The organism is Pantoea sp. S-LA4 (genome assembly GCF_054482835.1).
Window position 1 is genome coordinate 386,448 of the sequence record NZ_JBTLRC010000002.1, and the last position, 12,840, is coordinate 399,287.

Annotated in this window: 11 protein-coding genes; 9 read left to right on the forward strand and 2 right to left on the reverse strand. The window is 55.9% G+C overall.

Annotated features, from left to right (window positions below):
- Nucleotides 1-35 precede the first annotated feature (35 nt).
- Nucleotides 36-605, reverse strand: coding sequence for an acetate uptake transporter (satP, locus tag ACX3P5_RS02620; protein WP_458968262.1), 570 nt, complete (start codon nt 603-605; stop codon nt 36-38).
- Nucleotides 606-907: 302 nt separating this feature from the next.
- Here satP and dnaK point away from each other — a divergent pair, with 302 nt between their 5' ends.
- From dnaK to nhaR, 4 genes are all read left to right on the forward strand, one after another.
- Nucleotides 908-2,818, forward strand: a complete 1,911-nt coding sequence (gene dnaK, locus ACX3P5_RS02625) for a molecular chaperone DnaK (protein ID WP_031376016.1) — start codon at nt 908-910, stop codon at nt 2,816-2,818.
- Nucleotides 2,819-2,922: 104 nt separating this feature from the next.
- Nucleotides 2,923-4,068, forward strand: coding sequence for a molecular chaperone DnaJ (gene dnaJ / locus ACX3P5_RS02630; protein ID WP_031376015.1), 1,146 nt, complete (start codon nt 2,923-2,925; stop codon nt 4,066-4,068).
- A gap of 167 nt (nt 4,069-4,235) precedes the next feature.
- Complete coding sequence (gene nhaA, locus ACX3P5_RS02635; protein ID WP_233985340.1) at nt 4,236-5,441, forward strand: Na+/H+ antiporter NhaA; 1,206 nt, start codon at nt 4,236-4,238, stop codon at nt 5,439-5,441.
- Nucleotides 5,428-6,345, forward strand: coding sequence for a transcriptional activator NhaR (gene nhaR, locus ACX3P5_RS02640; RefSeq protein ID WP_233985339.1), 918 nt, complete (start codon nt 5,428-5,430; stop codon nt 6,343-6,345). Before nhaA ends, nhaR begins: the two co-directional genes overlap by 14 nt.
- Nucleotides 6,346-6,382: 37 nt before the next feature.
- Here the strand turns inward: nhaR and rpsT are convergent, their stop codons facing one another.
- Complete coding sequence (rpsT, locus tag ACX3P5_RS02645) at nt 6,383-6,646, reverse strand: 30S ribosomal protein S20 (RefSeq protein ID WP_006117633.1); 264 nt, start codon at nt 6,644-6,646, stop codon at nt 6,383-6,385.
- Between the two features lie 306 nt (nt 6,647-6,952).
- On the opposite strand from rpsT, the gene ribF reads away from it, so the two are divergent.
- Genes ribF through ispH form a run of 5 tightly spaced genes read left to right on the forward strand, consistent with a single transcriptional unit; the run spans nt 6,953 to nt 12,639 of the window.
- Nucleotides 6,953-7,879 carry a bifunctional riboflavin kinase/FAD synthetase gene (ribF, locus tag ACX3P5_RS02650; protein WP_336755867.1) on the forward strand — a complete coding sequence of 309 codons (927 nt, stop codon included), beginning with the start codon at nt 6,953-6,955 and terminating at the stop codon, nt 7,877-7,879.
- 29 nt (nt 7,880-7,908) lie between these two features.
- Nucleotides 7,909-10,725 (forward strand): isoleucine--tRNA ligase, encoded by a 2,817-nt coding sequence (gene ileS / locus ACX3P5_RS02655; protein WP_233985337.1) that lies wholly within the window; start codon nt 7,909-7,911, stop codon nt 10,723-10,725.
- A complete protein-coding gene (lspA, locus tag ACX3P5_RS02660) occupies nt 10,725-11,231 on the forward strand; it encodes a signal peptidase II (RefSeq protein ID WP_233985336.1) in 507 nt (168 codons plus the stop codon). The genes ileS and lspA overlap by 1 nt, the downstream gene beginning before the upstream one ends.
- A 3-nt stretch (nt 11,232-11,234) precedes the next feature.
- Nucleotides 11,235-11,705 carry an FKBP-type peptidyl-prolyl cis-trans isomerase gene (gene fkpB, locus ACX3P5_RS02665; RefSeq protein ID WP_233985335.1) on the forward strand — a complete coding sequence of 157 codons (471 nt, stop codon included), beginning with the start codon at nt 11,235-11,237 and terminating at the stop codon, nt 11,703-11,705.
- Complete coding sequence (ispH, locus tag ACX3P5_RS02670; protein ID WP_233985334.1) at nt 11,686-12,639, forward strand: 4-hydroxy-3-methylbut-2-enyl diphosphate reductase; 954 nt, start codon at nt 11,686-11,688, stop codon at nt 12,637-12,639. The genes fkpB and ispH overlap by 20 nt, the downstream gene beginning before the upstream one ends.
- Nucleotides 12,640-12,840: the final 201 nt, after the last annotated feature.

A 12,840-nucleotide genomic window follows, 5' to 3' on the forward strand; every position in this document is an offset into this window, starting at 1 on the left:
GCATAAGCGGAGCCAGGCTCCGCTTATAACGCTGCTCAGACCTGCTTTGCACCAATCGGCAGAACAACGCGGTCGAAGGTTTCGTTCAGCACTTCACCCATTGCCAGATAACAGGCGCTGGCGCCACACACAATACCCACCCAGCCTGCATAGGGCACCAGTGCTGGCAGATGCATCAGATGCGCCACCGCCAGCAGGGCAAACAGCAGCGTCAGCGAGGCAAAAACAAACTGCAGCATCCGCGCACCCTTCAGCGTCCCGACGAACATAAAGAGCGTGAAGATACCCCACAGTGCCAGCCAGGCACCAAGAAAGCGTTCGTCGGTGGCATTTGCCAGACCCATTTTCGGCAGCAGCAGTATCGCCACAAAGCTCAGCCAGAACATGCCGTAAGAGGTAAAGGCGGTCAGCCCAAAGGTATTGTTCTTTTTGAACTCAAGCAGTCCGGCCAGCACCTGCGCGATCCCACCATAAAAAATGCCCATCGCTAAAATGGCGACGTCCATGGCGAACAAGCCAGTGTTGTGCAGGTTCAGCAGAATAGTTGTCATGCCAAATCCCATGAGTCCCAGCGGGGCAGGGTTAGCCAGCGTTGAATTTGCCATAGTTCCTCGGCGGTTAAACGATCGTTGATGAAAGAAAAGGTCTCCGCCTCGCTCCAGACGCTAAGCGGAGCGCCGCATCATATTCACCACCCTGCCAGCGATCTTTGATCCCAACAGGGCCAATGATGAAAATTTTTTTTGGTTTAACCCTTGATGCGCATCGAAGCGGCCCCATTTACTTGTCATCGAGCGTTGTGAACGTTGGAAAAAAAGCATGTGCTGGCAGGTTGAATGCAAACAACCCGCCCACATAAAAGGTTCACAACCCAAATTGGCAACGAATTTAAGTGGGAGATGTTTAGATGGGTAAGATTATTGGTATTGACCTGGGTACAACCAACTCTTGTGTTGCGATCATGGATGGCACTAAAGCACGCGTGCTGGAGAATGCCGAGGGCGATCGCACCACGCCTTCAATTATTGCTTACACGCAGGATGGCGAGACTCTGGTCGGTCAACCGGCTAAACGTCAGGCAGTGACCAACCCGCAGAACACCCTGTTCGCGATTAAGCGTCTGATCGGTCGTCGCTTCCAGGACGAAGAAGTGCAGCGTGATATCAAAATCATGCCGTACAAAATCACCAATGCAGACAACGGTGACGCCTGGCTGGAAGTGAAAGGTCAGAAAATGGCACCACCGCAGATCTCTGCTGAAGTGCTGAAAAAAATGAAGAAAACCGCCGAAGATTACCTCGGTGAGCCAGTAACTGAAGCCGTTATTACCGTTCCGGCCTACTTTAACGATGCGCAGCGTCAGGCGACCAAAGATGCCGGCCGTATCGCGGGTCTGGAAGTGAAGCGTATCATCAACGAACCAACGGCAGCCGCGCTGGCGTATGGTCTGGATAAAGGCCAGGGCAACCGCACCATCGCAGTTTATGACCTGGGTGGCGGTACCTTCGATATCTCAATCATTGAGATCGACGAAGTTGATGGCGAAAAAACCTTCGAAGTTCTGGCGACCAACGGTGATACCCACCTGGGTGGTGAAGACTTCGACAGCCGCCTGATCAACTATCTGGTCGCAGAATTTAAGAAAGATCAGGGCATCGATCTGCACAACGATCCGCTGGCAATGCAGCGTCTGAAAGAAGCGGCAGAAAAAGCGAAAATCGAGCTTTCTTCAGCGCAGCAGACCGACGTTAACCTGCCATACATCACGGCAGACGCGACCGGTCCTAAGCACCTGAACATCAAAGTGACCCGTGCGAAACTGGAGTCACTGGTGGAAGATCTGGTTGCCCGTTCTATTGCGCCACTGAAAGTTGCGCTGCAGGATGCCGGTCTGTCAGTGTCTGACATCAACGACGTTATTCTGGTCGGTGGTCAGACGCGTATGCCGCTGGTTCAGGCCAAAGTAACGGAGTTCTTTGGTAAAGAGCCACGTAAAGACGTGAACCCGGACGAAGCGGTTGCAGTAGGTGCAGCGGTTCAGGGTGGTGTACTGGGCGGTGACGTGAAAGACGTGCTGCTGCTGGACGTAACGCCACTGTCACTGGGTATCGAAACCATGGGTGGCGTGATGACGTCGCTGATCAGCAAGAACACCACTATCCCGACCAAGCACAGCCAGGTGTTCTCAACAGCTGAAGATAACCAGTCAGCCGTGACGATTCACGTGCTGCAGGGTGAGCGTAAACGCGCCAATGACAACAAGTCACTGGGCCAGTTCAACCTGGACGGTATCCAGGCGGCACCGCGCGGTATGCCGCAAATCGAAGTCACCTTCGATATTGATGCGGACGGTATCCTGCACGTGTCAGCGAAAGATAAGAACAGCGGTAAAGAGCAGAAAATCACCATTAAAGCCTCTTCCGGTCTGAACGACGAAGAGATCGAAAAAATGGTGCGTGACGCGGAAGCGAACGCTGAATCTGACCGTAAGTTCGAAGAGCTGGTACAGACCCGTAACCAGGGTGACCAGATTGCCCACAGCACGCGTAAGCAGCTGGATGAAGCGGGCGATAAGCTGACCGCTGACGACAAAGCGCCTATCGAAGCTGCGCTGGCCGCACTGGAAACCGCGCTGAAAGGCGAAGACAAAGCGGAAATCGACGCCAAAATGCAGGCGCTGATGGAAGTGTCTGGCAAACTGATGGAAGCCGCACAGCAGTCTCAGGCGGGTGCGGCGGATGCCGGCGATGCGTCAGCGAAGAAAGATGACGACGTTGTCGACGCTGAATTTGAAGAAGTGAAAGACAACAAGAAATAATTGCCCCTGACCGGGCGCGACGGTTGGCCTGACAGCCGTTGAAACCAGCACGGGCGTAGGAGTTCTCTCCACGCCCGTGCGATCATGTTAAGGGCTAAATAAATATGGCGAAGAGTGATTACTACGAGATTTTAGGCGTCGCCAAATCCGCAGACGAGCGTGAAATCAAAAAGGCTTACAAACGCCTGGCGATGAAGTTTCACCCGGACCGTAATCCCGGTGACAAAGAGGCCGAAGCCAAATTCAAAGAGGTCAAGGAAGCCTACGAAATCCTGACCGATGCGCAGAAGCGTGCGGCCTACGATCAATATGGCCACGCCGCCTTTGAACAGGGTGGCATGGGCGGCGGTGGATTCGGTGGCGGCGGCTTTGGTGGCGGCGGCGCAGATTTCAGCGATATCTTTGGCGACGTTTTCGGTGACATCTTTGGTGGCGGCCGCCGTCAGCGCGCAGCCCGTGGCGCCGATTTACGCTACAACATGGAGCTGTCGCTGGAAGAAGCGGTACGCGGCGTGACCAAAGAGATCCGCATTCCTACGCTGGAAGAGTGTGACGTCTGCCACGGCAGCGGCGCAAAAGCGGGAACGCAGCCTCAGACCTGTTCGACCTGTCACGGTGCGGGCCAGGTGCAGATGCGCCAGGGCTTCTTTACCGTGCAGCAAGCCTGTCCGACCTGTCACGGTCGCGGCTCGGTGATTAAAGATCCGTGCAATGCCTGTCATGGTCATGGCCGGGTAGAGAAGTCGAAAACGCTGTCGGTGAAAATCCCGGCCGGAGTCGACACCGGTGACCGCATCCGTCTGAGTGGTGAAGGTGAAGCTGGCGAGCAGGGCGCACCTGCGGGCGATCTCTACGTTCAGGTATCGGTGAAGAAGCACCCGATCTTTGAACGTGAAGAGAACAACCTCTACTGTGAAGTGCCAATCAACTTTGCGATGGCAGCACTGGGCGGTGAGATTGAAGTGCCGACGCTGGATGGTCGCGTGAAGCTGAAAGTGCCGTCTGAAACCCAGACCGGTAAACTGTTCCGCATGCGCGGACGCGGTGTGAAGTCGGTACGCGGCGGTGCGGTTGGCGATCTGCTGTGCCGGGTGGTGGTGGAAACGCCTGTCAGCCTCAACGAGAAACAGAAAGCGCTGTTGCGTGAACTGGAAGAGAGCTTTGGCGGACCGAGCGGCGAGCACAACAGCCCGCGATCCAAGAGCTTTTTCGACGGCGTGAAAAAATTCTTTGATGACTTAACCCGCTAAGTGCATCCTGCTCCGAAGCCAGCGCCAGGTCGCTGGCTTTTTTTTGCCTGGGGCGATAGCTCGCTATTTCCGAGCGATATACGCTAAATAATCTGTTTTTTTCGAGCTATCATTATCGTTACTCTTAGAGACTTTGATTGATCTCTGGATGGATAAGGATAACGCGTGTGAATATCAGACTAAAAAAAATCCTGAATAGTGATGCGACCGGCGGGGTTGTGCTGATCCTGGCGGCTGCGCTGGCGATGATTCTTGCCAACAACGGTGACACACAACAGGGTTACCGCGACCTGCTGGCAATACCGGTCGAGTTTCGTTTTGGCAATCTCGATATCAGCAAAAATCTGCTGCTGTGGATCAACGATGCGCTGATGGCGCTGTTTTTCCTGATGGTGGGGCTGGAGGTCAAACGGGAACTGGTAATGGGCGCGCTGGCTAAGCGTGACCAGGCGATTTTCCCGCTGATTGCCGCACTGGGCGGGATGGTGGCACCGGCGGTGCTGTTCCTGCTGTTTAATGGCGCTGACGCCGAAACACGCAGCGGCTGGGCGATCCCGACCGCCACCGACATCGCCTTTGCTCTCGGTATTCTGGCGCTGTTAGGCAGCCGCGTGCCGCCCGCGCTGAAGATCTTCCTGATGGCGCTGGCGATCATCGACGATCTCGGGGCGATTGTGATTATCGCGCTGTTCTATACCCACGATCTCTCGGTCGCTTCACTGGGTGTGGCCGCCGCCGCGATTGGCGTGCTGGCGCTGATGAACCTGCTCAACGTCCGCAATACCGGGCTCTATTTACTGGTTGGCATGGTGCTGTGGACGGCGGTGCTGAAATCGGGCGTCCACGCGACGCTGGCTGGTGTGGTGGTCGGCTTCCTGATCCCACTGGCGAAGAAAGAGGGGCACTCACCGGCCATTCACCTGGAGCATGCGCTGCATCCCTGGGTGCGCTGGCTGATTCTGCCGCTGTTTGCTTTTGCCAATGCCGGGGTCTCACTGAAGGGCGTCTCGTTTGATAGCCTGTTCTCGCTGCTGCCGCTGGGGATTGTTGCTGGACTGCTGATCGGCAAACCGCTGGGGATCACCCTGTTCTGCTGGCTGGCGGTGAAAACCGGCTTAGCCCGGCTGCCGGAAAATACCCACATTAAGGACATCGCGGCGGTGGGCGTGCTGTGCGGTATCGGCTTTACGATGTCGATCTTCATCGGCTCGCTGGCTTATGGCGATACCAATGCTGAACTGATTACCCTGGCGAAGCTCGGTATTCTGATTGGATCGATTCTCTCTGCGGTGCTGGGCTATCTGATTCTGTGGCGGCGTCTGGCCAATCGCCCGGCGCAGCTACGCGGGAATCCGGACCATGTCGCACATTAATTACAATCATCTCTACTACTTCTGGCACGCCTGCCGGGAGGGATCGATTGTCGGTGCGGCGGAGGCGCTCTCCCTGACGCCGCAAACCATTACCGGACAGATCAAGGCGCTGGAAGAGCGCCTGCAGGGCAAGCTGTTCCGCCGTCAGGGACGCGGGCTGGTGCCGACTGAGCTGGGGCAACTGGTGTTTCGCTATGCGGACCGCATGTTTATGCTCGGTCAGGAGATGCTGGATATCGTCAACTACCGCAAAGAGTCGCATCTGCTGTTTGATGTGGGCGTGGCGGATGCGCTCTCTAAGCAACTGGTGAGCAAAGTGCTGGAGACGGCGGTGGTGGCGGAAGAGAAGATCCATCTGCGCTGCTTCGAGTCGACCCATGAAATGCTGCTGGAGCAGCTCAGTCAGCATAAGCTGGATATGATCATCTCTGACTGCTCCATCGACTCGACCCAGCAGGAAGGGCTGTTTTCGGTCAAGCTGGGCGAGTGTCCGGTCAGTTTCTGGTCCACCCAGCCGCTGCCGGAACAGCCTTTTCCCGCCTGTCTGGAGACGCGCCGCCTGCTGATTCCGGGACGCCGTTCAATGCTGGGACGTAAGATTCTTAACTGGATCGACAGTCAGGGTTTGCAGGTTGAGATTCTGGGCGAGTTTGATGATGCCGCGTTAATGAAAGCGTTTGGTGCTCAGCAGAATGCGCTTTTTGTCGCTCCGGCACTGGACCGGCAGGAGATCTGGCAGCGTGAGGTGATCAGGGAGATCGGACGGCTGGATACGGTATTAGAGGAGTATCACATCATCTTTGCTGAGCGAATGATTCAGCATCCGGCCGTCCAGCGTATCTGCCATGCCGACTTCAGCGCGCTGTTTCCTCGCCATATCGCAGACGAAAAAAAACCGGCATAGCGCCGGTTCTTTCAACAAAGCGATGAACAAGCGGCGATTAAGCCAGTTTGTTGATCTGTGCAGTCAGGTTTGCTTTATAACGTGCAGCTTTGTTTTTGTGGATCAGACCTTTAGCAGCCTGACGGTCCACGATTGGTTGCATTTCATTGAATGCGTTCTGCGCAGCAGCTTTGTCGCCTGAAGCGATCGCCGCGTATACTTTCTTAACGAAGGTACGCATCATAGAGCGGCGGCTAGCGTTATGCTTACGGCGTTTCTCAGATGTTACGGCGCGTTTCTTAGCTGATTTGATATTAGCCAAGGTCCAACTCCCAAATGTGTTCTATAGAGACAAATCAAAGGCCGAGGACTATGCCCTTCCAACCTGATTTTGTCAATGGATTTGTGCAAATAAGCGTCGCTCTATGAGCAGCACTCGGTTACGTATTTGATGGCGCAAGATTCTACCAGCTTCGCCTCGCTGAATACAGTATTTCGCGACAAAATTCTTATCCGGGGCTTCCACGCCAGTAAATGCGCACCGTTAAGCATGAAAGGCGTGCTGACGGGTTAACCTCAGCCGGTTTCAAGGGTATAATCCGCCGATTTCCACCGGTTTGAGTCAGCCATGAAGTTTATCCGCGGTATTCATAATCTTAACGAGCAGCATCGCGGCTGCGTTCTGACCATTGGTAATTTCGATGGCGTGCACCGCGGTCACCAGGCGCTGATGTCCCGTCTGTGTGAAGAGGGACGGAAGCGTAATTTACCGGTGGTAGTGATGGTTTTTGAGCCACAACCGCTGGAGCTGTTTGCGGGTGACAAAGCCCCGGCTCGTCTGACGCGTCTGCGTGAAAAACTGCGCTACCTGGCTGAAGCTGGGGTCGATAAAGTGTTGTGCGTTCGCTTTGACCGCCGCTTTGCGGCCCTGTCCGCCCAGAGTTTTATCAGTGAATTACTGGTCGAAAAACTGGGCGTGAACTATCTCGCGGTGGGCGATGATTTCCGCTTTGGCGCTGGTCGCCAGGGGGATTTCCTGTTATTACAGAAAGCCGGTGCGGAGTATGGCTTTGATGTCGTCAGCACCGAAACCTTCTGTGACGGCGGCAAGCGCATCAGCAGCACCGCCGTTCGTCAGGCGCTGGCCGCGGATGACTTAGCGCTGGCGCAGTCGCTGTTAGGCCACCCCTTCAGTATTTCAGGTCGTGTGGTGCACGGTGATGCACTGGGACGCACGCTGGGTTTTCCTACCGCTAACCTTCCTCTGCGCCGCAGCGTTTCACCGGTGAAAGGGGTCTATGCGGTAGAGGTACACGGCCTGACGCCAGAGCCGCTACCCGGTGTCGCCAACATCGGTACCCGCCCGACGGTAAAAGGTTTACGCCAGCAGCTTGAAGTTCACCTGCTTGACATCAATATGAATCTGTATGGCCGGCACATCGACGTGGTGCTGAAGCATAAATTACGAAACGAGCAGCGCTTTGCCTCACTGGAGGCGTTGAAAGAACAAATTGCGAAAGATGTGGTAACGGCCCGGCAGTTCTTTGGGCTTTAACCTGAGCGAAAAACGGAATCGAGAATCTGATGAGTGACTATAAATCTACCCTGAATTTGCCGGAAACGGGATTCCCGATGCGTGGCGATCTGGCCAAACGCGAACCGGGAATGTTGCAACGCTGGAATGCTGACAACCTGTACGGCATTATCCGCGAAGCCAAAAAGGGGAAAAAAACCTTTATCCTGCATGATGGCCCTCCGTATGCAAACGGCAGCATTCATATTGGTCACTCCGTTAACAAGATTCTGAAAGACATTATCGTCAAGTCGAAAGGCATGGCGGGCTACGACTCGCCGTACGTGCCGGGCTGGGACTGTCACGGTCTGCCGATCGAGCATAAAGTTGAACAGATGATCGGCAAGCCAGGCGAGAAGGTCACTGCCGCCGAGTTCCGCGCCGCCTGTCGCCAATATGCGGCTGAGCAGGTTGAAGGCCAGAAGGCGGACTTTATTCGTCTGGGCGTGCTCGGCGACTGGGATCGTCCTTACCTGACGATGGATTTCACCACCGAAGCCAACATCATTCGCGCGCTGGGTAAAATCATCGGTAACGGTCACCTGCACAAAGGCGCCAAGCCGGTGCACTGGTGCCTCGACTGCCGTTCTGCGCTGGCAGAAGCGGAAGTGGAGTATTACGACAAGACTTCGCCTTCAATCGACGTGATGTTCAACGCTATCGATGCCGACGCGGTGCGTCAGGCGTTTGGTGCGGCGCAGGTTGATGGCCCGATTTCCCTGGTGATCTGGACCACCACGCCGTGGACGCTGCCGGCTAACCGCGCGATCTCATTAAACGCTGAATTTGACTACCAGCTGCTGCAGATCGACGGTCGCGCGCTGATCCTGGCGAAAGAGATGGTCGAAAGCGTGATGAAGCGCGCTGGCGTCAGCGAATGGCGCGTGCTGGGCGAATGCAAAGGCGCGGCGCTGGAGCTGCAGAAATTCCAGCATCCGTTCATGGCGATTCAGTCGCTGGTGGTACTGGGCGATCACGTGACGCTGGAAGCCGGTACCGGTGCGGTGCACACGGCGCCAGGCCACGGCCCGGATGACTATATCATCGGCCAGAAATATGGCATCGAAACCGCCAATCCGGTCGGTCCGGATGGCAGCTATCTGCCAGGCACCTATCCGACGCTGGATGGGGTCAACGTCTTTAAAGCCAACGACATGATCGTTGAGCTGTTGAAAGAGAAAGATGCGCTGCTGCACGTTGAGAAACTGCTGCACAGCTATCCGCACTGCTGGCGTCACAAAACGCCGATCATCTTCCGCGCCACACCGCAATGGTTCATCAGCATGGATCAGAAAGGCCTGCGTGCGCAGTCGCTGCAGGAGATCAAAGGCGTGCAGTGGATCCCGGACTGGGGTCAGGCGCGCATTGAATCGATGGTGGCTAACCGTCCTGACTGGTGCATCTCGCGTCAGCGTACCTGGGGCGTGCCGATGGCGCTGTTCGTCCATAAAGAGACCGAGCAGCTGCATCCGGAGACGCTGGCGCTGATGGAGAAAGTCGCGCAGCGCGTAGAGCAGGATGGCATTCAGGCATGGTGGGATCTCGATCCGCGTGAACTGATGGGCGATGACGCCGATAACTACGTTAAGGTGCCTGATACCCTGGACGTCTGGTTTGACTCCGGTTCAACCAGCTACTCCGTGGTCGATGCGCGTCCGGAGTTTGGCGGTCACGCCCCGGATATGTATCTGGAAGGTTCGGATCAGCATCGCGGCTGGTTCATGTCCTCACTGATGATCTCCACGGCGATGAAAGGCAAAGCGCCTTATCGTCAGGTACTGACCCACGGCTTCACCGTGGATGGTCAGGGCCGCAAGATGTCGAAGTCGATCGGCAACACCGTGTCGCCGCAGGATGTGATGAACAAACTGGGCGCTGATATTCTGCGTCTGTGGGTGGCTTCAACCGACTACTCCGGCGAAATGGCGGTGTCAGACGAGATCCTGAAGCGTTCTGCCGATGCTTATCGTCGTATCCGTAACACTGCCCGCTTCCTGCTGGCTAACCTCAGCGGATTCAATCCGGCGACCGACCTGGTGCAGCCGGAAGAGATGGTGGTGGTGGATCGCTGGGCCGTGGGCCGTGCGCAGGCGGCGCAGGCGGATATTACCGCGTCCTACGAAAACTATGACTTCCATGAAGTGATCCAGCGCCTGATGCAATTTTGTTCGGTGGAGATGGGCAGCTTCTATCTCGACATCATCAAAGACCGTCAGTACACCGCCAAAGGCGACAGCCTGGCGCGTCGCAGCTGTCAGACCGCGCTGTGGCACATCGTTGAGGCGCTGGTGCGCTGGATGGCACCGATCATGTCGTTTACCGCGGATGAGATCTGGGGCTACCTGCCTGGCGATCGCGCGCAGTATGTCTTCACCGAAGAGTGGTATCAGGGCCTGTTTGGCCTGGCAGAAGATGAAGCGCTGAACGACGCCTACTGGGCTGAGCTGCTGAAAGTGCGCGGCGAAGTTAACAAGGTGATCGAGCAGGCGCGTGCCGACAAACGTATCGGTGGCGCACTGGAAGCGACGGTGACGCTCTATGCCGAGCCAGAGCTGGCGGCCAAACTGCAGGCGCTGGGCAATGAGCTACGCTTTGTGCTGCTGACCTCGGGCGCGCAGGTGGCGGATTACGCCCTGGCGAACGACGAAGCGCAGCAGAGCGAATTGCTGAAAGGTCTGAAAATTGCCCTGCATAAAGCGGAAGGCGAGAAATGTCAGCGTTGCTGGCATTACACTACCGACGTCGGTCAGAACCCGGAGCACGCTGAAGTGTGTGGTCGCTGTTATACCAACGTAGCCGGCAACGGTGAAGAGCGTAAATTTGCCTGATGCGTAAACCTATTTTCTCAACCGGATTGCGCTGGCTGTGGCTGGTGCTGGTGGTGATTGTTGTCGACTTCGCCAGCAAGCAGTGGGTGATGAACAACATGATGCTGCACGAAACGCAGCCGCTGATGCCGTTCCTGAATCTGTTCTACGCCCACAACTACGGTGCGGCGTTCAGCTTCCTGGCGGACAAAGGCGGCTGGCAGCGCTGGTTCTTTGCCGGTATCGCGCTGGCGATTGTGGTCTCGCTGCTGGTGATGATGTATCGCAATCGCGCCAGTCAGAAGATCGCCAATATCGCCTATGCACTGATCATCGGCGGAGCGATAGGCAACCTGTTTGATCGCTCTTATCACGGCTTTGTGGTCGATTTTATCGATTTCTACGTCGGTAACTGGCACTTCGCTACATTTAATATCGCTGACTGCGGCATCTGTATTGGTGCGGCGTTAGTGGTGCTGGAGGGCTTTTTCAGCCCGGCCAGCAAACAGGCAAAACAGAAAGGGTAAGTGATGAGTGAGTCTGTACAGCGCGACAGCGCGGTGTTGGTGCATTTTACGCTGAAGCTGGAAGACGGCTCGACGGCGGAATCGACCCGTGCAAACGGCAAGCCGGCGCTGTTTCGTCTGGGCGATGGCAGCCTGTCGGCCGCGCTGGAACAGGCGCTGCTGGGGCTGAAGGCGGGTGAAACTAAACAGTTCACCCTGGCGCCCGAAGAGGCGTTTGGCAGCGTCAGTCCTGATCTGATCCAGTATTTCTCCCGTCGTGATTTTATCGACGCGGGAGAACCTGAAGTGGGTGCCATTATGCTGTTCACCGGCATGGGCGGCAGTGAAATGCCAGGGGTGATCCGTGAAGTCTCAGGTGATTCCATCACCGTCGATTTTAACCATCCGCTGGCAGGTCATCGTGTTCAGTTTGATATCGAGGTGCTGGAGATTGATCCGGCACTGGAGGCGAACGATGCAAATCCTGTTGGCTAATCCGCGCGGTTTCTGCGCTGGCGTAGATCGGGCAATCAGTATTGTCGAGCGTGCGCTGGAGATGTACGGCGCGCCGATCTATGTGCGTCATGAAGTGGTGCACAACCGCTACGTGGTCAACAGTCTGCGCGAACGCGGCGCCATCTTCATTGAAGAGATCAGTGAAGTGCCTGATGACGCGATTCTGATCTTCTCTGCGCACGGTGTCTCTCAGGCGGTGCGTGCAGAAGCGAAGGCGCGCAATCTCACCATGCTGTTTGATGCTACCTGTCCGCTGGTGACCAAAGTACATATGGAAGTGGCGCGCGCCAGCCGTAAGGGCGTGGAAGCGATTCTGATTGGTCACGCCGGGCACCCGGAAGTGGAAGGCACCATGGGGCAGTACAACAACCCCAAAGGTGGTATGTATCTGGTCGAGTCGCCGGAAGATGTGTTTAAGCTGACGGTGAAAGACGAGAACAATCTCAGCTTCATGACGCAGACCACGCTGTCGGTGGATGATACCTCTGACATCATTGATGCGCTGCGTCAGCGCTTCCCGGCGATCATCGGGCCGCGTAAAGATGACATCTGCTACGCCACCACCAACCGGCAGGAAGCGGTGCGTACCCTGGCTAAAGATGCGGATGTGGTGCTGGTGGTAGGCTCGAAAAACTCCTCTAACTCTAACCGTCTGGCGGAACTGGCCCAGCGTGCTGGTAAACTGGCGAAGCTGATTGACTCTGCCGATGATATTCAGGAAGAGTGGGTCAAAGGTGTTGACTGCATCGGCGTGACCGCAGGTGCATCAGCGCCCGATATTCTGGTGCAGCAGGTGATCCAGCGCTTGCGTGACCTGGGCGGTGAAGCGGCGATTGAGCTGATTGGTCGTGAAGAGAATATCGTCTTTGAAGTGCCGAAAGAACTGCGGGTTGATGTGCGTAACGTGCAGTAAGTGACTGATTGTGATTTAAAATAAAGGCCGACTCTGTTCGGCCTTTTTTGTTTTTCTCTCTCGCCAACGCGCTGCCATGATTGCTTTTACTGATAATCGCGCGCGGCTGGCATAAAATTCTTATTATCCCTGATTAATAGTGGCGTGCCTGTTAACTCGTGGTTAACCTGATGACGCTTTGGATGCATAGTTTTGTTTTAG

What these genes read in the sequence shown, in the direction of transcription:
- nhaR (WP_233985339.1), top strand. Translation starts at nt 5,428, where the DNA reads ATGTCGCACATTAATTACAATCATCTCTACTACTTCTGGCACGCCTGC.
- ispH (WP_233985334.1), top strand. Translation starts at nt 11,686, where the DNA reads ATGCAAATCCTGTTGGCTAATCCGCGCGGTTTCTGCGCTGGCGTAGAT.
- fkpB (WP_233985335.1), top strand. Translation starts at nt 11,235, where the DNA reads ATGAGTGAGTCTGTACAGCGCGACAGCGCGGTGTTGGTGCATTTTACG.
- satP (WP_458968262.1), bottom strand. Translation starts at nt 605, where the DNA reads ATGGCAAATTCAACGCTGGCTAACCCTGCCCCGCTGGGACTCATGGGA.
- dnaK (WP_031376016.1), top strand. Translation starts at nt 908, where the DNA reads ATGGGTAAGATTATTGGTATTGACCTGGGTACAACCAACTCTTGTGTT.
- lspA (WP_233985336.1), top strand. Translation starts at nt 10,725, where the DNA reads ATGCGTAAACCTATTTTCTCAACCGGATTGCGCTGGCTGTGGCTGGTG.
- dnaJ (WP_031376015.1), top strand. Translation starts at nt 2,923, where the DNA reads ATGGCGAAGAGTGATTACTACGAGATTTTAGGCGTCGCCAAATCCGCA.
- ribF (WP_336755867.1), top strand. Translation starts at nt 6,953, where the DNA reads ATGAAGTTTATCCGCGGTATTCATAATCTTAACGAGCAGCATCGCGGC.
- ileS (WP_233985337.1), top strand. Translation starts at nt 7,909, where the DNA reads ATGAGTGACTATAAATCTACCCTGAATTTGCCGGAAACGGGATTCCCG.